The sequence below is a fragment of the Methanobrevibacter sp. genome, from assembly GCF_017410345.1.
Classification (GTDB): Archaea; Methanobacteriota; Methanobacteria; order Methanobacteriales; family Methanobacteriaceae; genus Methanobrevibacter.
Window position 1 is genome coordinate 90,293 of sequence record NZ_JAFQQZ010000045.1, and the last position, 23,846, is coordinate 114,138.

Genomic DNA, 23,846 nt, shown 5'->3' on the forward strand with positions numbered 1-23,846 from the left:
TTCATAAAATTCAATGCTGGCAAGACCAGTCATTATCCCAGTAAAGCCAGTTAATTATTATCCAAATCTATATAATTTTATATAATAATAAATTATATGAATATATTTTTAGTTATAGTAATTAATATAGTTTATTATTATACTAATAATTTTTATACATTGTAATTATTCAATTTCATTAAATCAATTTAGCATCATACAAATAATTCCATACAATATTGACAATCATGATCCATTTTTTAATATTGGAAATCCAAAAATAGTTGATTAATATACGAACTAAAAAAAATTGTTTAAAAAAAAGAAAAAATACTTATCACATAAAGTGATAAGAATTTTGGTCAAGGTTTTGAGCCGTAGGCTCAAAAGCTTGTCTGCTTATTCGAGTTTTGCAAGTACAGGAGCTGCGTCGATTAATTGTGCGTCGAAAGTTAATTCGTCTGCGCTTAATCCCATAGCTAATCCGTATAATTGAGCTAAGTGCATTACAGGGAATGCGAAGTCAGTTCCGTATTTTGCGTTAACTTCAGTTTGACCTACATCGAATTGTAAGTGACAGAATGGGCAAACTTCTACAATAGCGTCTACACCAGCTTCAGCCATAGCGTCGAGTTTTTCTTTGGTGTAACTTAAGGTTACATCAATGTCTCTTGCTCTTAAACCTCCACCTGCACCACAGCACATCATTTTGTTTTTGTATGGTACGGATTTAGCACCAGTGATTTCTACTAATTCATCTAAGATGGTTGGGTTTTCTGCGGATTCTTCAATTCCTACTTCAGCAGTAGGTTTTAAGAAGTGGCATCCGTAGTGTACTGCTACATTAATACCTAAGTCTTTGGTGAACATTTCAGAAAGTTTGTCAAGACCTACGTCGTTGTATAAGATTTCTGCAAAGTGTCTTACTTTGATTTCACCTTTGTATTGTTTGTCAGTGGTTTCAGCTAAGATAGCGTTGATTTCGTCTTTTTTAGCTGGGTTTTCTTTTAATAAGTGGTCACATTCACGTAAGGAACCGAAACATCCGTTACATTCGGTCATGATGTCTGCACCCATTTCTTCTGCAATTGCGAGGTTACGTGCTGCAATGGTAGCCCAGGTGGTTTGGTCAAAGGATCCGAATACACCAGGTGCAGGACAACAGGAAGCTCCTTCCATGTCTTTTAATTCAATGTCTAATTTATCGAATAAGATTCTAGTTGCTTTTTCGATACCAGGGTAACGGTTGTTCATGATACAACCTAAGAAATATGCAATCTCCATAATAATAACTCCTTAATCAATCTATTCTAATTCACCGGTTTCCATGTTGTAACCGATTAATTTATCAAATTCACATGCTGCACAGATTTTTTGGACTTCTTCTAATGCTTCAGGGAATGAATGTACTGTTGGAGGTAATTCATCAAGTCCAATAGCTTTTCTTAAATCTTTGGTTTTGTCGTTGATTGGTACACCGTGACCAAATTTGATTACGTAGGAACCAGTTGCTTTGTGAGCATCTGCCATGTAACCAGCTTTAGCTGCTTCGTTACGTGCCATTTTGATGATGTCTACGATCTTTACGCTTCTAGGACATCTTTCTTGACAGGTGTAACAGGTGGTACACATCCATAATGCAGGATCAGATACTACTTCTTCTCTGAGTCCTAATAAACATTTTCTTACAATTTGTCTTACTCTGTAAGGAGTTCTTCTACCAGAAGGACATCCTCCACCACAGGTACCGCATTGGAAACAGTGGTCTACAGTTTCAATTCCAGCATCAACGAATTTTTGAGTAAATTCTTTATCAATATCATCCATTGAATATATATCATTTTCTTTTAATAAAGTCATATTATCGCTCTCTTCATTTTCTTCTGAAGCTTCTTCTTCAACAGCCTCTTCAGCAGCCGCTTCCAAAGACTCTTCATCTTCTGAAAGTTTATCATCTAATGATTCTTCCGCATTATCTAAAGAAACTTCCTCTTCAGGAACCTCTTCAACTGCTTCTTCAACAGCTTCTTCTTCAACAGGAGCTTCTTCTTCTGCTTCAGCTACTTCTTCAATAGCTTCAGAATCAGATTTAGTTTCAATTTCCTCTTCGGAAGATGTCTGTATAGCATCAGCAGCTTCTTCAACAGATTCTGCTTCTTTAGATAAATTCTCTTCTATATCTTTTTCTGCCCTACCAATGAGGGATTTAAGAGTATCTAACACAGACATTGAAAAACACACCTAGGACAATCATAGGTTTACCTCACGTCCTTAATTATAATTATATTAGAATAGTATATAAAGGTTTTGAAAAATTTTGAAAGTGTAACCTAAAAGGTGACACCCTTTAGGCAGACCTTAAATGAATGGAAAATGGGATGAAAAAAATAAAAAAAGAAGATTCAGTTACATTAATAAAAAATATGATAAAAAAATAGAATAAAAAAAGTAAAAAAAGCAATGGAGATTAATCCATTGAACTGACTGAATTCTCGGAAAGCTTTTTCAAAGTATCTGCAAAGGTATATAATTCTTCTGATGGAAGATTCCCTTTTATTGCATCCTTCCACTCTTCAAAGATGTCAAGCAATATGTGGCAGGCTTCCTTTCCCTCTTCAGTCAACAGCAATATTTTCTTTGTGTTGTTTTCAGCATCGATTGTCTTGGTAATCAGACCTTTGACCAATAGGTTCTTGGTGGTCTTGCTTATGTTTGCTTCAGTCACATGGAACTGTCTTACAAGGTCTATCTGATTAAGGCCTTCATTAGAATAAATCTCTAATAGGATTGGTATTTCACCGATGTTTATATCCATGGTGTCCATATTCTTTCTAAAGAACATTTCATAGCTTTTTAACAAGTTCATTAAGTAATTTACATGTTCTGGGATCATAGTCTCTTTTTTAGTCATAAAAAATCCCTCCCTTTATTGAAAGGAAAAATTTTTCAAATTGAACATTTGATAAAAATTTTGTAATCATCATTATACAGTATATCTAATTCTATATTTTTTAATATATAAAAAGTTATTTAACTTACTTAAGTTAATTAAGTATGTTTAAAAATGAATTTTAATTGCAAAAATATTAATTAATAAGAGGAATAGATAATTAAATGAATCATAAAAAGGAAGGAATTTTAGATAAAATGAAACAGTTTGAAATCAAAAGCCATGACGGCCCCGGTAGATATGGAAAGCTTGGAGATATGGAAACTCCATTGATAATAGACAAGGATGATTTTAATATAGCTGATGACGAGTCTTCAGCCTATGATGTTGAAAGGGAAATAGCCGAGTGGAGCGTAAGAGAGACCATTGAAAAGGCAAAAGATGTCGAAGATAAGGAAATAGCTGTAATCCAAGGAAGCAAATACATTGATTTAAGAATCAAATGCCTGAAGGAACTTGAAGAGCTCGGATACAACGGATTCATCATAGCGAATGCAGATGACCTTCTCCTTCACCCAAGGGACTTGGTTGACCTGATTGTTGCATTAAGGCAAAACATGAAATCATCAAGCTATCTCATATTCCCATTTGCAGAGGCCCAGTTCATTCCGCTTCTTGCATACATGGGAGTGGACGCATTCTTCGATGACATTGGAGAGTACTACAGCTATATCAATGTGCTCATGAGCCCAACCAAGAACTATGATCTTGAAACTTATAAAGTCTATGAAATGACTAGGGAGGAACTTGAAGCATATAATAAGAACACTATTGACTTCGTCTTAAGGGAAGTCAGGGAACACATGAAAAACAGCAGTCTAAGGAACCTTGTAGAGGAAAGGTCTGCCACAAGCCCACAGTATGCTTCCGCACTTAGGATACTTGATAAAAATTATTCTGAGTATTTATTGGAGTATACTCAAGTTTATTAATTAAAAAAAGTTAAAATAAAGAAGAATTAATCTTCTTTATACTATTTTTGAATAGATAAATCTATTCCACATCAAAATCGACTACATCTTTATTGTCTTTTACTATTTTTGCAATGGCTTCTTCAGCAGCATTTAATTTTTCATCACATTCCTTTACCAATACCATAGCTTTTTTAAACTCTTCTATTGCATCATCCAAAGGAACTTCACCTGATTCCAATCTTGCTACGATTCTTTCCAATTCTGCTAAATTCTCTTCAAAACTAAAATTTTTCTCATTTTCTTCAACCATCATATCACCTTTAATTAATTTAAAATTATTATAAAACTCTTGTATTGACTCTACCATCTTCAAATTCCAGTTCAACTATATCATCCTTTTCCAAATCCTTAGCATAAGACACTACCTTCCCTCCTGTCCTTGCTACAGAATAACCTCTCTTTAGAGTTAACAAAGGATTTAAAATCTCCAATTTATCCATATTCCTTACTAAATTATTGTTTTTTCTTTCCAATATCGATTGCGGATTTCTAAAAACATTTGAACTTTTTGCATTAGATAGACGTATTTGACTATCTCGAATCAACTTGTTGGAAGATGATTCCAATTTTCCTCTTATGTTCTCCAAATCCAAAATTTTCTCCTGATAAATCCTTAAAGGATTTTTTATCCTAGGCCTTTGCTTGATCTTTTCAAGTTTTTCCCTGTTATCAGATACCTGTTTTGCAATGGTCTTATTTGCTCTTGAATTAAAATTATTCAAATTTGACTTTATTTCATTAATATCTGGAACTGCAAGTTCTGCAGCTGCAGTTGGAGTGGCCGCCCTTAAGTCTGCCACATAATCTGCAATGGTCCAATCGGTTTCATGCCCCACTGCACTTATTACAGGAGTTTCACACCCTAAAATAGCTTTTGCAACGATTCTTTCATTGAAGGCCCATAAATCTTCTATGCTTCCTCCCCCTCTGCCTACAATAAGGGTGTCCAAGTCAAATTCCCTATCTGCTATGTATATCTGCTTTACAATATTGTTGGCCGCCAATTTTCCTTGAACAAGAGATGGGAACAGAATGATTTGACACAAAGGCCATCTTCGTTTTATTGTAATCACAATATCCCTGATTGCCGCACCGGTAGGAGCTGTGACAACACCAACCCTTTTGGGAAAATTTGGTATTGGCTTTTTTAGTGAGTCATCGAAATAACCTGCTTCTTTCAGCTCTTTCTTCAATTGTTCAAAAGCGATGTATAATTCACCTTTTCCATCTTCTGTTAACTTATTAACAAATAATTGATACCTTCCATAAGGATTATAAACATCCACATATCCGCTTACCAAAACCTTCATACCATCTTCAGGCTCAAATTTTAGAAATTGGGCATTGCCACGAAACATTACCGCAGGAATGACACTGCCTTTATCTTTTAAACTGAAATAATAATGTCCTGGTGAGGAACGCCTAAAATTAGATATTTCTCCCCTTACATAGACTCGCTTCAAATTCGAATCGGAACTTATCAAACTCTTTATATACTCTGTAAGTTGAGATACTGACATATATTCATCTTTCATTACATAACCCCAATACTTTTATACAAAGTTTATATGTTTGCTTATTTATAAGACTTTACTTTACGAATATCTCCAAGAACTCGATATTCTCCTTACCAATATGATTTTCAATGCTTTCCAGAATGTTATAAATGGTACCATCAAAAATGGCATATGAAAGCGGCATGTGCTCATAATCCCAATAATCGGATCTTTGAATGAAACTGAGCAAGCTAAGTGCTTCAAGAAGATCCAAATCCTTCTTAGACAATATTTTCTCCCAATCAGCCTTAAGCTCAACATCGTACTTTTCCTTAAGGAGATTCACATATTCGTTATAATCTTCGATAAAAAGCTTGTATTTGAATATGATATTCACAAGAAGATAGTTCAATCCATCCAAATTGTAGTCCTTGCTTAAGACTTCCTTCTTGAAGTCATATTCCAAGATATATTTTTCTTCCAGGTCATTTTCATTTTCTATTTTTTCTAAAAAATCAGTATAAGTTTTGTTGTATGAGTCATAATACTCCTTAAGGTAAGACCTGAACTTGATTAGTTCATTCAACCTATCCTCCCATGACAGGTTTTCATCTGGAGCTTTTGCAATCTCATTTGCTATCTTGTGAAAATCTTTCATCTTATGACTCCTAAATCATCATCTTAAAATGGTGAAAGAAATTGATACCAAATAATTAAAATAATGAATAATTAAATAATAGCTTATAATTAGATTATTATTTTTAATTGAAAGAATCTTTAATTTAAATAAGCTTATTCCTTTTTCTCAACAATGTCAATTAGGTAATCTATACGCTCGGACAGATTATTGATAGTTTCTTTCATTTCAGCCAATTCATCCTCATTTAAAATTGTCTTCCTCTTGATCTCATCGATTGATGATTTGGTCTCATTCAAGTTGTCCTTAAGTGTGTTCATCTTCTGATTGAACTCTTCATTTTCCTTCTTGAAGACCTTGTCATTGAAGATGTAGGCAAAGCATGCTGTAAATACTGAAAACATCATCACTCCCGCTATAAGGACTATCAGTCCAATGAACCTTCCTATAGGGCTTGTAGGAATCATATCCCCATATCCGACTGTAGTGATTGTCTGGAATACGAACCAGACCGCATCAAAGATGGTCTTGATGTTCGGATCGAAGCAATACAATGCAATAATGGAACCTAGGATGATGACTATGAAAACAGCTATTATCCTGTCCAGATAAGTGGCATCCAATATCCTTTCAACAAATTTTGAAAATATTCTAAAGAGCAGAATCAATCTTAAAAGCCGGACCAGAACAATTGCAGGATAAGCATATAATGTGCTTAACATAAAAGGCAAAACAAGGAGGGCAATTGGAAATGATGCGAACAAATCCAGCCAATACTTATTGAAGAAGGCTTTCCTATCCCTTGATTTCTTAAGCTTCATTATGAAATTGATTATCAGGATTATACATAGAACCGTATCAAACAATAGGATGAAATTTATGTATTCTGAGCTTAAGTTAAATAAAAGGGATCCTAGAATAAGCAGAATATCCAATATGACCAGTATTGTAAGGATTATGTCAAGTTTCTTAAAGTAGTCTTTCAATCTTTCACCTTCCTGCTTATTATTCTCTTTTTACCAATAAATAAATCTATATTAAAATTTCAAAGAATTCCTTGTTCAAGTAGTTGATATGGGTGATAAGTCGTCTTCTCTTTTGTTGAAGCACCTTGTGATTGTACATCAGGTCTTCATATCTGTCTTTATCGTATTCATGCCCCATATCCTTTTTACATTGAAGCTTCCAGAGCTCTTTGAATTGCTTGCTCATTTGATCTTTGATATCTTGTAATTGTATAGTGGATTCATTGATTTCTGAAGTTAATTCATCTATTCTTCTCATGGTAAGACCTCTAAATAAATTAACCCATGATTTAAAAAAAGCGTTTACCATATGTAAAATAAGATTGGTTTTGATTGTTTATAAATAAAGAACAAGAGCATTTGGAAAGTAATTTAATAATCTTCCTCATCAGGATAAAAATACCATCCCACATTTCCACCACAATAAGGACAGATAAGCTCTATAGGATTTATAAGCTTGCCACAATAAGGACATTCTTCCATCATATCACCCCCATTAACCAGATGCCATTGTCATCTTGGTTCTCTTCGTACTCATCGTAGTAGGAGCTTAGATCCGCTCCACAATGTGGGCAGATTAAGTCTCCATTGTTTATGTATTCTCCACAGAATGGACAATTCATGATAGTTCCTCCCTTTACTTAATAGTAGTATTATAGTGGGAGTTTATAAAAGTTTTTGAAAAAAGAAAAAAAGAAAAATAATTGTTATTAAAAAGAGAAAATAAATTGAAAAAATTATTAAAGTTTTCTAGTTTTAGCCCCACAATTTGGGCAGAAGTTTTCATTGGCCTCTAATTTTTGACCGCAGCTGCCACAAAAAGAGGCTGTATTTGAATCTTCGTTAGCATCTGCTGGAATATTTTGTGGTGCTTTTTGTTGATTCATCTTTTCAATTATTTCTGCATACAGCTCAGCGGTTTTATCTCTAGCCCCTCTTATTCTTTTAGGATTTAATTGGTATTTGTCAGTTATTGTTTTTATTTCAATACTGGTAAGTTTATTCTCTACTTTTTGAATATCCTTGTAGAAAATATTAACTTCTTTACCACCAGTCTTCAAATGAATATAACTATCTTCTATTGTGATTAATGCTGGTGCGATTCCTAATTTCCATTCATAGTTTTTTCCAATTTCTGATGCTTCTTTAAGACCGTCAAATAATCCCATCATATCCCCTCCATATGTCAAATGAAATTTTAGTTTTAATTATTGAACAACTCCTTTTTCTTAATTTCAAATTCCTCTTTGGTTAATAATCCTTTTTCATATAATTCTGCAATTTTTACAAGATCGTCAACATTACTGTTACTTTTATTTCCCATATCATCATTACTGTAATTAGTTTTATTCTCCATATACTCATTAAATTTGCCATTTATTAAATTTACCATTTCATCATTAACATATTTCAATTGAACTTTGCCAGATGACTTTAAATGTATATCTATACTATTACTTAAATTAAGCAATCCTTGGGCATCATAGTCAATTCCCGCAATGTTGTCATAAAAAATTTTTATATTCCCCATTTTTGATTTCAGGAACATGGATTCCTTGACAACCAACATATAGGTATCTTCCAAAATAATATAACAATCCATAAGATCTCTTTCATTGGTATTTGAGAAAGTGGAATGCCTGATCTCTTCTATTGAACATTTAAACCAAAGCCTGTTTTGAAATGGAACTCCAAATTTCTGTTCCAATTTTATTTCCTTGGCAATTCTCTCTTGCTGTTTGGCTTGATTGATTCTTTCATTAGCCTCTTCCTGGCTTACTGGTGTCCCATATTTTTCAGTAAAGAGTTCATGAATTCTTGGTTCTATACCTTCTATTCCTAATCCCTCATTTTTGATTTCCTTTTTAATTATCTTCATAACCTTGTCGAAATATCTGGCATCTACAGCATTCATGGTTAAAAGACCATATCTTGGAATGATTCTTCTAAATTTTTGATAATTATTATCTTTATAGGTTTTGATTTCCTTTAATGCCAGTTTTTCTCTCTCTTTTTGGTCCGTTGGTTTCTTATTAAACAATCCTCCAGAAGATTTTACATTTTCTTTAGTATATTCTCTTACTGCAGTCCCACAGTTTGTGCAAAAATTAACATTATCCTCTAATTCACAGCCACAATTAGTGCAAAATATTGTTTAACCCCCTTTTTCAATTATTTTCTTTAATTAAGTCTTTTAATTCAGATAACTGCTGTTTCAATTCCTCATTAAGTTCATTGGATTTTTCCAATTCCTCTTTAACTTTAGTCAATTCCTTTCTGTTCTTTTCAAGTTCCCTCTCATGAAAATTCAATTTTTGATTTATAAAGTGCAAATTATCATCAATGCTGATTCCCTCTTCCAATAACCTGTCTGTAAAGACTGAAGATACTGTACCTGTGATTACACTGAACACCAACACTCCAAGTAGAATCAAGAATAATGTAATAAATCTAGATAAAGGATCATTGAACCCATCACTGCCATAACCAACAGTGGTCAATGTTATCAAAACAAAATAAAGACTGTCAGATATGTTTTTAGTAGAGCCTGTATATGTTAATAAAACTGTGAATACAACTACCAATACACCTACAACAAGAAAAATCTTATCTACACCTGTACGTCTGATGACCTTTTCCAAATTATATTTTTTTACAATATTTACAGCCCTAAACACTCTGATAACCCTTATCAACCTTAAGAAACGAGTTACATTCAAGAATTTAGAGCTTGTTCCTATTAGTGCAATAGCCACTATATCAAATGGTATTGAAGCTATTAAATCTAAGAAATGTTCCTTGAAATATTTGGCTTTGGTTTCTGTTTTGAATAATCCATAGAAAAATTCAATGAGTAAAAGAGCACAGATTGTTAGGTCAAAATACTTTACAAAACCAGCATAATCAACCAAATGAAGACCCCTTATCGGTAAGGAAATGACAATTAGAATTAAATCTATGATTACTAAAATATCAAATATAACTTCCAGATAAGGTTTAATGTCTTTTATATTCATATAAACAATCCATAGTTTAAATTATTTAAAAATAAGTTAAATAAAAGTTTATTAATATAAATATTTATAAGTTGTGATTTAACTGAAAAAATTAGAAAAATTTTCTACTATGTTTATGAGAAAATCGCATTTACAGAAATCCCAAAAAATCGATATATCTACTTTTAAGCACTTTATTCCCTGCCTTATGAAATAATTAATGGATATGATAAAATGGCTTAATAAATAAGGTTATGTGAAGAGCAGAATTATTAAAAAATTATGGGTTAGAAATGCCAAATAGAATCAAGGATAACAACGTTGGCAAGGGGAATAACCCCTATTTATCGCTTCATCACGACTTGAGAAATAAACTTTATTTGAAGGTTTCATCTTATCAACACTATCACAGCCTGGAGCATGGAATTTTCCAGTATTACCATTTCCTACATAACTGTTAGAAGTACCACTATGGTAAGTGGTTGTACTGCCACTGCTTGATGATCCGACAGTTCCTCTTGATGAATAATCGGATAAATCAAAATCTCCAAAAGTTTGATTTCCACTATCAATTAATAAAGTTTCATTTCGTGAATCAATTAAATAACCATTAGAATCATATAAATTAATTTCTGCAAAATCAGGGAAATATTTAAATGCATTTGCACTTCGAACTTCAATGCAACCAAAATCATCAACAGTTTTTTGAACCTTATTTCCAGGATTTAATTGAGAACCATCTCGAGAATAAAAAATTTGTATGAGAACATCGGCACCAGAATATTCTTCTCCGACATAGATAATTGCATAAGTTTTATCTTCTAATCCTCCCCCTGTTGAAATACAACCTCCTTCAATTTCCATCAAATCAATATCATAAGCTGAAACAATATTCAGTGCAGAAATAAGAAGTAAAATTAAAATAAACCCCATAAAAAAATTTTTAAAATTAATTTTCATAATGATCCTCTTAAAAAATAATCAGTAATTAATGATTTAAAAAAAGACATATTTATAAATTTGGGCATAATTAAATATTAATCCAAGATTTTTTTAAGTTAATGTCTTTTTGAAAAAATTACTTTTATGAGAGAATTAGATTTGCAATACTTCTCTAAATTTCTCCCAAATTTTTACCATAGCAAGAGAGTCAAGTTCACAATATCTAAGCAATCCTTCCCTAATTATCTCTTGCTCTTTTTTTGATTTTTCACTTAATTTCAGAAATGCTTCTGCTGCCTCTCCTCCCTGATGCACCACAGGAAGGTTATGGTAATCAAGCTCAGGACAATTCGGATATAATGCTGGAAGAACATATTTCAACGAATGGGATCCTTTCATTTCCTTCACATAATAGTTTCTGTTCTTGAATGGTATCATAAGATCAACCATATTTCCATTGATTCTTCCCATTTCATCTTTCAAATCAGGATATAATCTTCCGATTTCCTTATTTCGTCCGGCTTCAGCGGCCTTATTATAGACAATTACGCTACCATTGTCCCTTATATCATCTATTAGACTTTCTGCAAAGTGTCTGATGATGTTTTCATCATCTGCCTGTGCCAGAAATTCCCTATGTTCAAGTGGGGCTCCCTCTTCTCTTATTATATGCAATGAGTATTGGAAAGGTATCTGCTGATATGCCCTTGTTCCTTCAAGTTGCGGTATTGCATGCTGGCAGAACTCATAGTCAATGAAATACAACGGATAGTTGAGAGAATCTAAAAACTCCTTTATCGCATCTTTTTCTATCTTAGGATCTCTATCGTTGAGCTCGAAATCTATCTGCTCCAAGTATCTTGGGTTGATGTCATCATCCTTCAAGTCTTCAAATGATATCTTTCCCTCATTGTATTTCTTGAACTTCTCTTCAGTGTTCATGCCCTTTATGTCAAAGACATTAGGTCTTGGCAAGTCTCTAGTGCAATAGTTCCAGAAATCACAGTGATATGGCTCAAAGCAATATTCTCCTAATTCTTTGGTCGGTTCATTGTCTTCATCATGAGCGTCCATGAACTTATTGATCTTATCTATATTGTTTATAATCTCATTCTGTTTCTGCTTTGCAATATCTGTTATGTCCTTTATGGTGAACAATTGGCTTAAATCCAGTTCCCCTTCTTTGATGTATTTATTGTTTATGTGAACAATAGCTACCTTTTTCACATTAAGACCAAAATTTGACAATACATAATATTGATAAGAAGCATCATCCAGGTAAATGGGCCTGATTCCTGTGGAGCTTTTCACTTCATAGATCTCCACTCCATCCTCATCATTCTTAAGGATGTCTACACTGCAGAAATTGTTGTCATAGGTAAATGAAGCTTCTGTGATTATATTTGGCTTGTTTGGAAGTAGTTCATTTGTCTTTTCTATCATATTAGAAAGATTTATGTCAAATTCTATGTCTTCATAATCTCCAAACAATCCTTTTGCAAGTTCCCCTACTTTTCTTCCATTTTCAAAAAGTACTGTCTTGTCTTCACCTGCTTCCTCATCCGGTTTGTATTTGCTTAACCAAAAAATCTTTTCACATTGCACACATTGACAATACTTGGATTTTGATAAATATACTTTATTCATAATTGACTCCTTATCTAAGTTTTAATTAATCATACAACTCATGAGCAAATTCTTTTGGTTTGCAAAAGGTCCTATATGCACATTTTTCACAATTTTTAATCTTTTCAGGCTCTTTTTTAAATTCCTCATCCTTAATTTTATTTGCTACAACAGACAAATTCTCCTTTTCCTTTTCCATCAACTCTTCATCAATATTGACTACATGCTGATAATCGCTTTTGACAAAATGAATGATTGCCTTTTTGATATCATACTTCTGATACTCTGGAATTTCCCTAAGGGCTGAAGTGTAAATGTAAGATTGCTTTTCATATCCCCCAATATGATTTTCATCATATTCCGCATATTTATAATCCAAAATCACTACTTCCCCATTAGATTCCTTATAAACCAAATCAATTGCACCATTTAGAAGGTAATTATCTCTAAATAGCTCAAATTTGAATTCTGATTCTAAAACTTCCCTATTTACAGAGTAGTTATTATAATATTCTTTAACATGATTTTTAAATTCCTCAAATGCATCATCATCTTTCTTAATGTCAAACATTGGCTTATAATATTTTATTATGATTTCCTCTAGTTCCTCACCATCAACAACTTTTCCATCCAAAAGCTTTAGATTAAGGTCTTCCATAATCTCATGGAAAACAGTTCCCATATTTGCTGCCTTTGCTGAACCAGTACGTCTGAATCCTAAATTGAAACTTAAATCAAATTTGAACGGGCAGGAAAGATATTGGGTGTATTTTGAGTAATTGAGTACAACCGGCTCTTCAAGACCTTCAAGCTCATCTTCATATCCCTCTTCCTTTTCATCTTCTTCTTCAAATTCTACTTGACTTAATTCCTCAAGACTTAAAGGAATGGTATGATTTCTAATCCAGTTTACTTGGTCTGGAACCTCACCAATGGTTGATAATATCAATACATCTTTTGCCCTTGTCATCGCAACATAGAGAACCCTGTCTTCCTCTTCCACATTCAACCTATTTTCCTCATCAATTGAAAGGGTTTTGTGAACCCACTCGCCATTCTGATTTTCCTTCAAGATTGTTTTATATTCCAAACAGTCATTTGGAGTGTAATAGGTGTCGCTTGGGAAGATATAGTCCTTTTCACGATAAGGATCTTTAACGGCTGGAGGGAATTTTTCCTTTTGAAGTGAAGTTATGATAGTTACAGGAAACTCCAAACCTTTGGCTGCATGGATTGTCATTAATTGAACACCACTACCTTCCTTCTGATAGGAATCATAATCTCCAATGGCTCTCCTTAAGAAGAATAGGGCTCCTCTAAAGTCAGTTTCATATATGAATAACTCATAATTGGATAATGTTTGAGACAATATGGCAAGATTTGCAATTTCCTTATAGGAAAGTTCATAACCATACAGATTGCTTAATGCGACTAATTTATAAAATGCCTTTAAGATTGTTAGCGGTTCTTCCTTTTCTTTACTTTCATCATCGGAAGAATCAACTTCGCTTTGATCATCTGATTCTTCTTGATTCTCTTTTGGATTTATTTCATCCCTAATGATTTCCAATTGCCTGAAGAATTCCTTATCTGTTGGGTTAGTGATTTCTTCAATGTCAACAATAGGCATTTGGAGATTTTCAAATATTTTATATAGAGTGTCTTGATCTTCCCTGTTTTTAATATTATGAATTACTCCTCTTTTATTTGCAACTTCCTCTTCCATTCCAATAACATCTTCATAATAAGAATCCTGCAAGTTGCAAAGATATTCTTTAGTTGAATCATCAAGTGAGAAAAGTGATGTTTCAAAGTATTCGCCACAAAATGCCTTAAGGTTTAACTCTTTTAATTCATCCTTTGATGGAATATGCCCAATATCAGTATTTCTGGCAATATACCACAACAAGATCATGATGGATTTTACCTCCGCTTGGTCGGATAAGTCACTTTGACCCTTAATTGAAAAGTCGATGCCCCCATCATTGAATCTTTCAACCAACTCGGCAATGGTTTTATCACTATGCTTCCTATATAAAACAGCGATATCTGATTCTTTAACCCCATTGTCAATTAAAGTGCTGATGATTTGATAGACCTTAGAAGCCTCTTCGGAACTGTTTGCACTTTCAACTAAAAAATTAGGATTGTTATAAGGCTTTCCATTGCTTACCATTTCTTTTTCGGCTGTTTCCTTTCTTTGAGGGTCTATGAATGCTTCTGTTAATTTAACAATATTCTCAGTAGAACGGAAATTGACATCCAAAGGTATAGGTTTAAGATTTTCCAATCTGATTAATTCATCAAAGAAATCATTGAAAGAACTTCTGAATGCATAGATATGCTGATCAACATCCCCTACTGCTGTAAAGTAATCGCAATTTTTCCTTAATTCCTGAAAGATCCTGAATTGGAGAGGATCAGTATCTTGAAACTCGTCAACAAAAATGGTTTTGAAAGGAGTTTCCGGGTCTTCTTCCAGTTCTTTCAAGGCTTTTTTCTGCAATGTATCATAATCTACATAATGATACTCATCCAATAGCTCCAAGTAGGTAGGGTATGCTTCAATGATCTTCAAGAACCTTGCATTATACCAAGATTTGCTGAATAATCTAGTTTCATCAAATTCTTCAGGGTTTCTCCTCCTTTCATTTTTAAGTGGTTTATCATAATCATCAATGCGCTTTTTTAAAAAATAGTCCATTGATTCTACAAAATCAATGTAATCCTGTGTAATCACTCTTGAATCTGAAATAGTACTTAATAATTTTTGACTATCAACATTAAAGCAGGTATATTCGCCAAATTTTTTCAAAACATCTGAAATCTGATAATCAAAGATAGTGGAATAACCTTTAAAACCAAGCTTTCCCTTAAATTTTTGAATGAATAATGACTTTCTTTCTGAAGTGTCATCATCAATTAAGGTCAATGATGAGTAGTCTTCCTTATTGCTGCAATAGTTCTTGAGATACTCAAGACAAAATGAATGAATTGTGGAAATCTGCATTTTCAGAACATCTTCACTTGAAAGCTCTTTTCTCAATTTAAATTTTAAATTATCTGCAGCCTTATTTGTAAAAGTAATGACTAAAAAAGATTCAGGCTTGACGCCTTCATTAATTAGATGCTTGATTCTCTCAACAATGACAGTGGTCTTCCCGGAACCAGGTCCTGCCTCAACCAATAAAGTTCCCTTACCATATTCAATTACATCTCTCTGATTTCCAACAAATTCCATAAAATTCCCCTTAAACTTTATAATTAAGATTATGTCATGGTTTTTAATAAATTTTATTATTTGAATTCACAGCCGAGAAATGCCTAAAAATAGGAAAATAAAGAAAAATAGAAAAAAATAATTTTGTAATACTTAATAATAACTGTTTTTTAATTAAAAAAATAACTATAAATAAATATTATTAATAAAAATTAATTATTTATACTTTATAACAAAATTAAAATAAAAATAATTATTTTTAAATAAAAATAATTAATTTAAGAATATATAAATCTTAAATAATAATAAAAAAATTAATTTTGTAATAATTTAAAGAAAACTTTATATATAACTTATTACAAATGTAATTTTACAAAAATGTAAAGGGGAATTTTAAAAAAAAACATATCCGCCATCCAAAAAATTATTCACCATACATCAATCAGAAACACTAAAGTAGATTAATATATTTTCAATTGGAGTTCAGTTTTTTTAAGAAAATTTGATTTTTCTCTCTTTAAAAAAAATGGAGGAGATATGATGTTAAAAGAAAATGATTATCCGTTGACTTATGAAGAATTTAAAGAGAAAGTATTGGAATTATTATTCGAATATCATAGCTATGAATTTATAAAAACATTAAAGAAAAGATTAGCTGTTTTAGAAAAAGAAGACCCAAATTATATGTTGGGGTTATATAAGGAATGTTGTTTTATTTATGATAGTCCCCATATCTATGGAGACAACTGTAAAAGGGCATTTGAAAGAAATCTTTTAAGGAATACTCCTGTACGCCTATTGGAAGAATCCCTTGGATTGGGAATGATTCCATGGGAGGATTTGACTAAAAAATAAAGGGGAATGGGATAAGGAAGAAAAAAAGAAAAATATCATTGATGTTTCTTGTGGGAAAACTCAAGGAACTCAATTCTATTCTCTTTTTTTGAAAATGAATAATATAACCTGAATGAATCTGCAACATAAACTTCTTGCTGACCCTTTCGGTTGCAAGACAAATGTTTGCCTACATTCGGATTTAGAAAGATTTGTTTGATCTTCTTCAGCAATTGAGATAAAACGGTTTTATCCAATTTCTTTAGAGACTTGAAGAAATCCTTCCCATATATCCATTCGATTATTGACTCGCCTAAAATCTCTTGAAGCACAGCATTGAGCTGACTTTCACTTTTGATCCTATTAGGGCAAGATGCATAGATCTTGATAATCACCTAAGAAAATCAAGACTTTAAGTCTTTCTTCCTCCTAAAATATCGCATAGGCAGTATATGCCCTTATCTAATTCAACCACTTTGTACTCTTTAATAGTTCTTGTGTTTAAAATAGACATGATAAACTCCGATATTTCTGTGGCTTTAAAAAACCACATATAATACTTATTTTATAAATATAAAAAAGTTTCTAATTTTAATTTGTAAAAAATAGAATAGAAAAAATTAAAAAAGTTTTCAAAATTATTTCAAAAAATAAAAAATAGAATAGAAAAAATAAAAAAATATTCAAAAAATTAATATTATTCAGGTTTATAAATCTTGGTCAATATGGCCAATGCAAAGTTCAGTGCCGTTTGTTTGATCGACCACGATTTCCCCTTTTATATGAGTAGCGCTATTGCAAGCCTCCTCCACATCATCTTGAGGAATTTTCAATGAACCCCTAAAGGCATATTCGTGTGTAGAGAGAAGAGTGCTGTCACAATCAAAATCTGCGCCTTCAGCAATCTTATCGACAGTTCCATTGGAATAAGTCAATTCAACATTGGATAATTTAATTCCGGAAACATCCTCAATGTCTTCCTTAGGACTGAATGCAAAACCAATCTGTGCAGTATAAATATCATCAACTGTTGAAGTTGGAACAGAAACAGGCGGACTGTTGAAACTATAAGATACTGCATTCAAATCAACATGCTTCACATCCGCAAGGTCTCCATTGTCTCCAATTCCACCAAATAGGGACAATCCTACAATGACTAACAACAAGACGATTATTGCTGCAGCAATGATCTTCATGTTTAATTTGTCCTTTATTGAACTCAAGAAATCACCACCCATTATCCTTTAAAGCATCTCATTAGGATTCTGGAATGATATCCTCCAACATTGTTTCATTAGTCACATAAACAACTGCCAACTTACCGTCTTGTTGGAAGGCATACAAATATTCATCAAGATCTGACATGTATTTCAAGGCCCCTTTATGGCCATTTACTGTTTTAGGGTCATAGCCTGCTGAATATAAATTTGAAATTTTACCGTTTTTGCTGTCAGACACCATTATTGTGATATTTCCTTTTTCAGACCTATAGACTTTAACGTCCCCATTGTTTTCTTTGAAAGTATCATCAGTAAATGCATACATCAAATCTGAAGAAGTTTCATTGAATTCATATTCCCCTGGAATGGTGAATTCAATTCCATCAACGGTCACATTCTGAACAGGGTCTTCAAACAATCCAAAGAAAGCGGCGCTTGCCGGATTCATTGCTACAATAAAAATCAAGAATATTGCAAAAACAAAACCTAATTTCAATTTAGAACTTTTTTCCATTGTGTCACCTCAATACAAAAAATAATAGTTTATAAAATTTTTAACTTTTATAAACAAGCTATAAAGATAGTTCTATAAATCTATACATTTATAACTTGTGATTTAATTAATTAATTTAAGAATTAAACTAAAAAAAATCAGAAGAATTTAACAAACATTATTTAATTAAAAATACAAAATAATAAATAGATATGCGAAGGTGAATGCAATGAATGAGATTATAGACAACTACAACGTCAATGATGAAACTTTAGAAATAGACAACAGCGAGCTTGAAGACATAATGCTAATAGAACCTGGCATGATGACCATTGCAGATGAAGAGGAATTCTTCAGGCTATTGAAGGAAGCAAAGCTTTTCATTCCAATCCAAATGGAAAAGGAAGAGGTCTTTGACATTGAAAACCAAAGCGTCATAGATGTTATAAAGCCTATACCTCCACTTGGGTTCAATTTCATTTCCCTTAACATGAATGACGGGGAAAGGGCACTTGTGGCATTCACCAGGAAGGAGATAATGAAGGAAATCAAGCTTAAGAAGGACCACATTGTGATGAATATGAGAGACCTTGCCAAGATATTGTATGGATTCGGAGATGTCTTCTCATCAATCATCATAAACCCTCAAACCGAACATTCCATAATGGTCAAGGCTTCCACCTTAATAGACCTGTTCAAGGAAAAGGCAAAGAATCCCTTCATAGGATCTCTTGAACAGACATTGGCAACACTAAAGACCAAATCCGTCGAGCTTGACAACCATTACATGTTCTTCATCCGCTCCGAATATGAATTTATGGAAAATGAGGCCAAGGAGGGAATATTTACAGCAAAGATGCCTCTAAGGGCAAGCACCGACCCGAACTTCCAAAGCAACCTTCCAATCCTTCACAAGATAATGATGATTCAAGGCCAAAAGATATATTATACCGGAAAAAGCGATGATACAAGCGATTTCAATGTTTTGATAGCTCCTGGAAGCCAATTCCAAAAGTTCTATGATGAGGATGGAGACACTTCCGTATGGAGATGCATAAACCAGCCATTCTATGATGACGATGAGATGGATGATGAATAAAAATAAAAATAGATACATGAAATATCAATTTCAAACTGATAGAAATCCGTAAAAAAAGAAATAAATTAAAAGGGAGGGAGGAAAAATAAGAACCAACCCTAAAAACAATGAAGGGTTGAGAATATGCATATTTGGATCAGTTCTGTAAAATGAATAAAAAAGCATATCAGGAAAAAGAATTGAATAATTCCTTTTCCCAATTTCTATACTTTTAGAATAAAAAGATTATAATTATATGAGTAAGCCCTTTAGTTTATTGAGACTGATTTTGTTATTTTGTAGAAAATTTAAAGAAAACTATTATGAATTAATGCCATTTTATTCATTTGATTTTTTCCCCTTTTTAGGTTTTTGGGATAATTTCTTATTCCCAATCATTAATCTGTTAAAGACCATATATAAAGTTTTTCGCGTGCAAGTGCTTACTTGCACCTTTAAATTAGAAAATAAAGACAAATATAAGATTATTTTAAAAAATAATCATTATTTACCAGTTAAAATAATAGAAAAAAGAAAATTCAAAGGAATTGTTGATTGAAATGACAAGCCTGAACAATAAGAAACTTAAAAAGCTATTGAAATCCAAATCAAGAGTGAAGATAAAGCAGAATCCGGATCTGTTCTATAGGGAATTTCTGAAATCAGAAGTCTTCGTTCCAGTCATTGCAATGGCAGATGAGGATTCATTGAATGATGGAGACACTCTTGACCTGCAGATAGGCTTCTTTGATGAGGAAAACGGAGACCGCAACATTTACCTCTTTACAGATACAAACGAATTGGAAAAGGCAGGATACCAAATAAAGTCAATAGCTGTAAATGTGATGGAACTCTCACTAATACTGGCACAGTTCGACATTGATTTCAATAACATTGTCATCAATCCATACAGCGTTGACTCATATAAAATAGACTTCAATGAATTTTTAGAGAAGAACAACTTTTAGAAAAAGATAATTCTAGAGAAAAATAACTTTTAGGGATTTGAATGAGCGTACTTTATAATGACAGACTTGAATCATTGATGAAGATAAGGTCAGAAATGACCGAAGAGGAAAACGAGCATTTCCTGAATGAACTGAGGAAATCCGAATTATTGGTTCCCCTTCAGATAGAACTTGATTCACTGGACCTTGAAAACATTAACCTTAATGGATTGAATGAAATCAACAAGGAAGTCAAGTTTCACTTAAAGTCATTCATAGGCCCAAATGGAATCAAGGTCATCCCTATCTTTACAGATGAGGAATACATCCATGACGTCAAATTGAATACAACTGTAGGTTCCCTATTCATGAGGGACTTATATGAGTCCATTCTTCCAATACAAGAAAACTTTGACCAGATCATCATCAATCCAAGTGCAGAGAATGAATATAAGATAAGCATAGATGACTTCATGAATCTCTTTGATGAAGAGCGAGAGTTTGAAGACCTGATGAAAGAGATTGAAGAGGAAATGATGGAAGAGGATATAGAAGAAAAATAGATAAAAATTTGCATATGAAATAATTAAAAAGACGATTGATTAAAATACTACTTATTTTAAAAAGACATTTATTGGTTAAATGGTTAGTCCATTATTTTGAATCAATTACATAATCTAATCTTTAGTAATTACTTTGTCTAGATATAACCACTATAAAACAATACGAAAAATAGAATTGTCAATAAAACCACTATAAAAATTAAAAATAAAATCCCCTCTTTTGAAAAAGGACTGACCGGTGCACAAGTACCGCTTGAACAATTATCTCCCATTTGACAATTATCCTCTTTAGACACTTTATCACCAAAAAAATAGAATAATAATTCTGTTTGATTTGTAAAAATTAGAAATACAAATTAAAAATAGTTAAAAAAATAAAAAATTGCTATTAATGAAAATCATTAATAGCTAAAATAGTCAACTTATTTGAAGTTGAGTGCTCTTTCTTCGAAGTAAGATTGAGGATGTTTACATACTGGGCAAATAACAGGAGCATCGGTTCCTTTAATTATGTGACCACAGTTGATACATTTCCATTCAATTTCTTCTGCTTTCTTGAAGACGGTTTCGCCTTCAACATTTGCGAGTAAAGCTCTGTATCTTTCTTCGTGTTCTTTTTCGATGTTACCTACCATGGTGAATAAACCTGCGATTTCATCGAAACCTTCTTCGATTGCGGTTTCTGCGAATTCTTTGTACATTGCAGTCCATTCTTCGTTTTCACCATCTGCTGCTGCGTTTAAGTTAGCAATAGTGTCTGGAACATCTCCATCGTGTAAAAGTTTGAACCAAATTTTAGCATGTTCTTTTTCGTTTTTGGAAGTTTCCATAAAGATATCGTGGATTTGTACGTATCCTTCTTTTTTAGCTTTACTTGCGAAATATTGGTATTTAGCATGAGCTTGGGACTCACCAGCAAAAGCTGCTGCTAAGTTAGCTTCGGTTTTAGTACCTTTTAAATCTGCCATTATAATCACCTAAATTTTTTTAACACATGTGTTAATTCTTAAATAAATAAGAATTCAGTAGTAGTTTAAACTACTTAAAACTATTTTAGTTTTGAATGTTAATAAATATTTCTAAAATTTTTTTATATGCAAGATTTAATTGTAAAAATAGAATGGATAAAAGTATTAAATCCTGATGATTTCATCCGTTGTGACAATCATATTCAATTTCCTGTCATGGCTTTCCATTGGAACATACTCAACTAATTGAAATGGGTGAATGGTAGTGACTAAAGGAGTCTCTTCACTGATTAGATTCCTATTGAAAAGATCTTCGATTTCCCTATCTGCAAATCCCTTTCCCTTACCAATGCGGTTTCCAAGCCTGTCCACACCAACAGAACCTTCAACGACCATATCAATAGCCATATCAAAAGAATCCCCACCGAAATCGAAGAATTTGGAACAGTGCTCAAAAGCTCCTTCTTTAGTGGAAGCCTCTTTTTCTTTTCCAACCAATTTGTTTCCTTCAAGATACAGATAGCCATGTTCAAGATTAGGGCTTGCCATGACAATGTTCTTATTTTCCTTTAAAGCAATGTATCTAACTGGAATTTGAGCGGAATCAGGGCTGCAGAAAACAGTTTTTGAATTTTTCCATTCATCAGTGCTTGCCAAGAGCTCAGCTGCAATATCAAATCCTTTAAAGTTAGGAATCTTACCATAATCCCCATTAGGTCTAAGTGACTGGCATTCATTAAACAATTTATCATAAATTGATTTCCTTATATGCTCTTTTTCTTCTTTTAGGGACATGATATCAAAAAATAAAATTAAATAAAATAAATTAAAAATAGCTAAGAATTCGATTATTTAAATTCTAAAGTCTTATACATCATCATAAATCCGTCCTTGTCTGGAGTGTCCTCTCCAAAGGCCAGGAAATTGAAGCTGAATGCATCCCTATTATTAATTGTTGATAGGGAATGGGTATTCAAGATAGGATTATGACTGGTATCCTTGGCAATCAGTTCATGAGTTTCCTTATTACCGATAATGGTCAAATGGGAATCCTCCACAATCAAGCTGCTCTCCCTTGGAATGTCCTCAATGGCACTTTTAAGATAATCCATGGACAATCCTTCCTCAGGATACTTGAAGACCATGACTCTGCTGAATTTGCTGTCACAGTCAAGCACAGCCATGCAATTTTCAATGTCTTTTGCTTCAACCAATTTCCAATTGTTCGGATATTTGAAACTCAATTCATCATTTTGAAATATATTAGACATGTGAAACTCCTTTAAAAATAATGAAATAAAGAAAAAAAATAAAATTAAATAAAAAAAGAAAGAATTTTAATCAAACTTTTTTAACAAAAGTTTGACTATTCGAATTCAATGGAATCCATAATGGCCAAATAGTCATTGTAGGCATATGGGAATTCCTTGAAGTGCATCAATTCAAACACATACATGTTTCCATCATTGAGCAATGCGGAAGTGTTGTTTTCCAAAGTCTTTCCACCTTCCTCAGCGCTTGCAACAATATGATAAACAGGCATGTCATTAAGGTTTAATATTTTGGATTCTACAATATTCCAACCTTGCTTTTGGAAGTTTTCCTTGAATGGCTCTTCAAGCTGTGCAACAGCTTCAACATCACCAGCATCATTCTTATAGACAGTGATTGTAGACGGATTTCCTTCCACAACCTTCACTAAAGCTTTTATACAATTTGGAGCAATCATTTCCTTATTCTGCTCTTTCCAGTTACTTAGATATCTGAATTTGATACCTTCTTCATCGAATTGGACTTCTTCCATAGAATCACCTAATTAATTAAACCCAATAAACTATATAATTATGAAAAATTTTGATTAAATAGACTGAAAAATATATTTTTTATTAAAAAACTTC

The 23,846-nt window shown here is 32.7% G+C and carries 28 protein-coding genes and 1 pseudogene; 5 read left to right on the top strand and 24 right to left on the bottom strand.

Annotation, left to right across the window (positions count from 1 at the left end; all coding sequences use genetic code 11):
- Positions 1-378: 378 nt before the first annotated feature.
- The 3 genes from hdrB to IJE13_RS06565 form a co-directional block, all read right to left on the bottom strand.
- The gene (hdrB, locus tag IJE13_RS06555) at positions 379-1,263 is read right to left on the bottom strand and encodes a CoB--CoM heterodisulfide reductase subunit B (RefSeq protein ID WP_292778482.1); all 885 of its coding nucleotides are present in this window, start codon (positions 1,261-1,263) and stop codon (positions 379-381) included.
- Between the two features lie 21 nt (positions 1,264-1,284).
- Positions 1,285-2,208, bottom strand: a complete 924-nt coding sequence (gene hdrC, locus IJE13_RS06560; RefSeq protein WP_292778484.1) for a CoB--CoM heterodisulfide reductase subunit C — start codon at positions 2,206-2,208, stop codon at positions 1,285-1,287.
- 238 nt (positions 2,209-2,446) lie between these two features.
- Positions 2,447-2,890, bottom strand: coding sequence for a MarR family winged helix-turn-helix transcriptional regulator (locus IJE13_RS06565; protein ID WP_292778486.1), 444 nt, complete (start codon positions 2,888-2,890; stop codon positions 2,447-2,449).
- A 203-nt stretch (positions 2,891-3,093) separates the two neighbouring features.
- On the opposite strand from IJE13_RS06565, the gene IJE13_RS06570 reads away from it, so the two are divergent.
- Positions 3,094-3,861: an archaeosine tRNA-ribosyltransferase gene (locus tag IJE13_RS06570; protein WP_292778488.1), complete on the top strand. Its 768-nt coding sequence runs from the start codon at positions 3,094-3,096 to the stop codon at positions 3,859-3,861.
- Positions 3,862-3,922: 61 nt separating this feature from the next.
- Here IJE13_RS06570 and IJE13_RS06575 read toward each other — a convergent pair whose 3' ends face one another.
- The 14 genes and pseudogenes from IJE13_RS06575 to IJE13_RS06635 all read right to left on the bottom strand — a co-directional run bounded on the left by IJE13_RS06575 (position 3,923) and on the right by IJE13_RS06635 (position 15,866).
- The gene (locus IJE13_RS06575; protein ID WP_292778490.1) at positions 3,923-4,153 is read right to left on the bottom strand and encodes an exodeoxyribonuclease VII small subunit; all 231 of its coding nucleotides are present in this window, start codon (positions 4,151-4,153) and stop codon (positions 3,923-3,925) included.
- A gap of 28 nt (positions 4,154-4,181) precedes the next feature.
- Positions 4,182-5,438, bottom strand: coding sequence for an exodeoxyribonuclease VII large subunit (gene xseA / locus IJE13_RS06580; protein WP_292778492.1), 1,257 nt, complete (start codon positions 5,436-5,438; stop codon positions 4,182-4,184).
- 55 nt (positions 5,439-5,493) lie between these two features.
- Positions 5,494-6,057 carry a hypothetical protein gene (locus tag IJE13_RS06585; RefSeq protein WP_292778494.1) on the bottom strand — a complete coding sequence of 188 codons (564 nt, stop codon included), beginning with the start codon at positions 6,055-6,057 and terminating at the stop codon, positions 5,494-5,496.
- A 134-nt stretch (positions 6,058-6,191) separates the two neighbouring features.
- Positions 6,192-7,022 carry a potassium channel family protein gene (locus IJE13_RS06590; RefSeq protein WP_292778496.1) on the bottom strand — a complete coding sequence of 277 codons (831 nt, stop codon included), beginning with the start codon at positions 7,020-7,022 and terminating at the stop codon, positions 6,192-6,194.
- Between the two features lie 46 nt (positions 7,023-7,068).
- Positions 7,069-7,320, bottom strand: a complete 252-nt coding sequence (locus tag IJE13_RS06595) for a hypothetical protein (RefSeq protein ID WP_292778498.1) — start codon at positions 7,318-7,320, stop codon at positions 7,069-7,071.
- A gap of 113 nt (positions 7,321-7,433) precedes the next feature.
- Complete coding sequence (locus IJE13_RS06600) at positions 7,434-7,544, bottom strand: zinc ribbon domain-containing protein (protein ID WP_292778500.1); 111 nt, start codon at positions 7,542-7,544, stop codon at positions 7,434-7,436.
- On the bottom strand, positions 7,544-7,684 hold the full coding sequence (locus IJE13_RS06605) for a zinc-ribbon domain-containing protein (RefSeq protein WP_292778502.1): 141 nt from the start codon (positions 7,682-7,684) through the stop codon (positions 7,544-7,546). The genes IJE13_RS06600 and IJE13_RS06605 overlap by 1 nt, the downstream gene beginning before the upstream one ends.
- Positions 7,685-7,801: 117 nt before the next feature.
- Positions 7,802-8,230, bottom strand: coding sequence for a zinc ribbon domain-containing protein (locus tag IJE13_RS06610; protein ID WP_292778504.1), 429 nt, complete (start codon positions 8,228-8,230; stop codon positions 7,802-7,804).
- Positions 8,231-8,265: 35 nt separating this feature from the next.
- Entirely contained in the window at positions 8,266-9,102 is an 837-nt protein-coding gene (locus tag IJE13_RS06615; protein WP_292778505.1) for a hypothetical protein, read from the bottom strand.
- A 48-nt stretch (positions 9,103-9,150) separates the two neighbouring features.
- Positions 9,151-9,213, bottom strand: a pseudogene (locus IJE13_RS08730) (zinc-ribbon domain-containing protein); the annotation flags it as partial.
- A gap of 16 nt (positions 9,214-9,229) precedes the next feature.
- Positions 9,230-10,078, bottom strand: a complete 849-nt coding sequence (locus tag IJE13_RS06620; RefSeq protein ID WP_292778507.1) for an ion transporter — start codon at positions 10,076-10,078, stop codon at positions 9,230-9,232.
- Between the two features lie 285 nt (positions 10,079-10,363).
- Positions 10,364-11,017 (bottom strand): Ada metal-binding domain-containing protein, encoded by a 654-nt coding sequence (locus tag IJE13_RS06625; RefSeq protein WP_292778509.1) that lies wholly within the window; start codon positions 11,015-11,017, stop codon positions 10,364-10,366.
- A gap of 135 nt (positions 11,018-11,152) precedes the next feature.
- The gene (locus IJE13_RS06630; RefSeq protein WP_292778511.1) at positions 11,153-12,646 is read right to left on the bottom strand and encodes a DUF2779 domain-containing protein; all 1,494 of its coding nucleotides are present in this window, start codon (positions 12,644-12,646) and stop codon (positions 11,153-11,155) included.
- 25 nt (positions 12,647-12,671) lie between these two features.
- Positions 12,672-15,866 carry an ATP-dependent DNA helicase gene (locus IJE13_RS06635; protein ID WP_292778514.1) on the bottom strand — a complete coding sequence of 1,065 codons (3,195 nt, stop codon included), beginning with the start codon at positions 15,864-15,866 and terminating at the stop codon, positions 12,672-12,674.
- A 519-nt stretch (positions 15,867-16,385) separates the two neighbouring features.
- Here IJE13_RS06635 and IJE13_RS06640 point away from each other — a divergent pair.
- A complete protein-coding gene (locus IJE13_RS06640; RefSeq protein WP_292778516.1) occupies positions 16,386-16,700 on the top strand; it encodes a hypothetical protein in 315 nt (104 codons plus the stop codon).
- 35 nt (positions 16,701-16,735) lie between these two features.
- Here IJE13_RS06640 and IJE13_RS06645 read toward each other — a convergent pair whose 3' ends face one another.
- From IJE13_RS06645 to IJE13_RS06655, 3 genes are all read right to left on the bottom strand, one after another.
- On the bottom strand, positions 16,736-17,074 hold the full coding sequence (locus tag IJE13_RS06645) for a hypothetical protein (protein WP_292778518.1): 339 nt from the start codon (positions 17,072-17,074) through the stop codon (positions 16,736-16,738).
- A 312-nt stretch (positions 17,075-17,386) separates the two neighbouring features.
- On the bottom strand, positions 17,387-17,902 hold the full coding sequence (locus IJE13_RS06650) for a hypothetical protein (protein WP_292778520.1): 516 nt from the start codon (positions 17,900-17,902) through the stop codon (positions 17,387-17,389).
- 34 nt (positions 17,903-17,936) lie between these two features.
- Positions 17,937-18,413 (bottom strand): hypothetical protein, encoded by a 477-nt coding sequence (locus IJE13_RS06655; protein WP_292778522.1) that lies wholly within the window; start codon positions 18,411-18,413, stop codon positions 17,937-17,939.
- 208 nt (positions 18,414-18,621) lie between these two features.
- Here IJE13_RS06655 and IJE13_RS06660 point away from each other — a divergent pair, with 208 nt between their 5' ends.
- The 3 genes from IJE13_RS06660 (at position 18,622) to IJE13_RS06670 (ending at position 20,980) form a co-directional block, all read left to right on the top strand.
- Positions 18,622-19,491: an SseB family protein gene (locus tag IJE13_RS06660; RefSeq protein ID WP_292778524.1), complete on the top strand. Its 870-nt coding sequence runs from the start codon at positions 18,622-18,624 to the stop codon at positions 19,489-19,491.
- 539 nt (positions 19,492-20,030) lie between these two features.
- Positions 20,031-20,438 carry an SseB family protein gene (locus IJE13_RS06665; RefSeq protein WP_292778526.1) on the top strand — a complete coding sequence of 136 codons (408 nt, stop codon included), beginning with the start codon at positions 20,031-20,033 and terminating at the stop codon, positions 20,436-20,438.
- Positions 20,439-20,479: 41 nt separating this feature from the next.
- Positions 20,480-20,980 carry an SseB family protein gene (locus IJE13_RS06670; RefSeq protein WP_292778528.1) on the top strand — a complete coding sequence of 167 codons (501 nt, stop codon included), beginning with the start codon at positions 20,480-20,482 and terminating at the stop codon, positions 20,978-20,980.
- Between the two features lie 422 nt (positions 20,981-21,402).
- Here the strand turns inward: IJE13_RS06670 and rbr are convergent, their stop codons facing one another.
- From rbr to IJE13_RS06690, 4 genes are all read right to left on the bottom strand, one after another.
- Positions 21,403-21,948, bottom strand: coding sequence for a rubrerythrin (gene rbr, locus IJE13_RS06675; RefSeq protein ID WP_292778530.1), 546 nt, complete (start codon positions 21,946-21,948; stop codon positions 21,403-21,405).
- 165 nt (positions 21,949-22,113) lie between these two features.
- The gene (locus IJE13_RS06680; protein ID WP_292778532.1) at positions 22,114-22,743 is read right to left on the bottom strand and encodes a 5-formyltetrahydrofolate cyclo-ligase; all 630 of its coding nucleotides are present in this window, start codon (positions 22,741-22,743) and stop codon (positions 22,114-22,116) included.
- A 53-nt stretch (positions 22,744-22,796) separates the two neighbouring features.
- Positions 22,797-23,219: a hypothetical protein gene (locus tag IJE13_RS06685; RefSeq protein ID WP_292778534.1), complete on the bottom strand. Its 423-nt coding sequence runs from the start codon at positions 23,217-23,219 to the stop codon at positions 22,797-22,799.
- 95 nt (positions 23,220-23,314) lie between these two features.
- Positions 23,315-23,752 carry a hypothetical protein gene (locus IJE13_RS06690; RefSeq protein ID WP_292778536.1) on the bottom strand — a complete coding sequence of 146 codons (438 nt, stop codon included), beginning with the start codon at positions 23,750-23,752 and terminating at the stop codon, positions 23,315-23,317.
- Between the last annotated feature and the right edge of the window lie 94 nt (positions 23,753-23,846).

Coding starts and splice junctions, on each gene's coding strand:
- hdrB (WP_292778482.1), bottom strand. CDS start 1,263: ATGGAGATTGCATATTTCTTAGGTTGTATCATGAACAACCGTTACCCT.
- hdrC (WP_292778484.1), bottom strand. CDS start 2,208: ATGTCTGTGTTAGATACTCTTAAATCCCTCATTGGTAGGGCAGAAAAA.
- IJE13_RS06565 (WP_292778486.1), bottom strand. CDS start 2,890: ATGACTAAAAAAGAGACTATGATCCCAGAACATGTAAATTACTTAATG.
- IJE13_RS06570 (WP_292778488.1), top strand. CDS start 3,094: ATGAATCATAAAAAGGAAGGAATTTTAGATAAAATGAAACAGTTTGAA.
- IJE13_RS06575 (WP_292778490.1), bottom strand. CDS start 4,153: ATGGTTGAAGAAAATGAGAAAAATTTTAGTTTTGAAGAGAATTTAGCA.
- xseA (WP_292778492.1), bottom strand. CDS start 5,438: ATGAAAGATGAATATATGTCAGTATCTCAACTTACAGAGTATATAAAG.
- IJE13_RS06585 (WP_292778494.1), bottom strand. CDS start 6,057: ATGAAAGATTTTCACAAGATAGCAAATGAGATTGCAAAAGCTCCAGAT.
- IJE13_RS06595 (WP_292778498.1), bottom strand. CDS start 7,320: ATGAGAAGAATAGATGAATTAACTTCAGAAATCAATGAATCCACTATA.
- IJE13_RS06600 (WP_292778500.1), bottom strand. CDS start 7,544: ATGGAAGAATGTCCTTATTGTGGCAAGCTTATAAATCCTATAGAGCTT.
- IJE13_RS06605 (WP_292778502.1), bottom strand. CDS start 7,684: ATGAATTGTCCATTCTGTGGAGAATACATAAACAATGGAGACTTAATC.
- IJE13_RS06610 (WP_292778504.1), bottom strand. CDS start 8,230: ATGGGATTATTTGACGGTCTTAAAGAAGCATCAGAAATTGGAAAAAAC.
- IJE13_RS06620 (WP_292778507.1), bottom strand. CDS start 10,078: ATGAATATAAAAGACATTAAACCTTATCTGGAAGTTATATTTGATATT.
- IJE13_RS06625 (WP_292778509.1), bottom strand. CDS start 11,017: ATGAAAATTAATTTTAAAAATTTTTTTATGGGGTTTATTTTAATTTTA.
- IJE13_RS06630 (WP_292778511.1), bottom strand. CDS start 12,646: ATGAATAAAGTATATTTATCAAAATCCAAGTATTGTCAATGTGTGCAA.
- IJE13_RS06635 (WP_292778514.1), bottom strand. CDS start 15,866: ATGGAATTTGTTGGAAATCAGAGAGATGTAATTGAATATGGTAAGGGA.
- IJE13_RS06640 (WP_292778516.1), top strand. CDS start 16,386: ATGTTAAAAGAAAATGATTATCCGTTGACTTATGAAGAATTTAAAGAG.
- IJE13_RS06655 (WP_292778522.1), bottom strand. CDS start 18,413: ATGGAAAAAAGTTCTAAATTGAAATTAGGTTTTGTTTTTGCAATATTC.
- IJE13_RS06660 (WP_292778524.1), top strand. CDS start 18,622: ATGAATGAGATTATAGACAACTACAACGTCAATGATGAAACTTTAGAA.
- IJE13_RS06665 (WP_292778526.1), top strand. CDS start 20,031: ATGACAAGCCTGAACAATAAGAAACTTAAAAAGCTATTGAAATCCAAA.
- IJE13_RS06670 (WP_292778528.1), top strand. CDS start 20,480: ATGAGCGTACTTTATAATGACAGACTTGAATCATTGATGAAGATAAGG.
- rbr (WP_292778530.1), bottom strand. CDS start 21,948: ATGGCAGATTTAAAAGGTACTAAAACCGAAGCTAACTTAGCAGCAGCT.
- IJE13_RS06680 (WP_292778532.1), bottom strand. CDS start 22,743: ATGTCCCTAAAAGAAGAAAAAGAGCATATAAGGAAATCAATTTATGAT.
- IJE13_RS06685 (WP_292778534.1), bottom strand. CDS start 23,219: ATGTCTAATATATTTCAAAATGATGAATTGAGTTTCAAATATCCGAAC.
- IJE13_RS06690 (WP_292778536.1), bottom strand. CDS start 23,752: ATGGAAGAAGTCCAATTCGATGAAGAAGGTATCAAATTCAGATATCTA.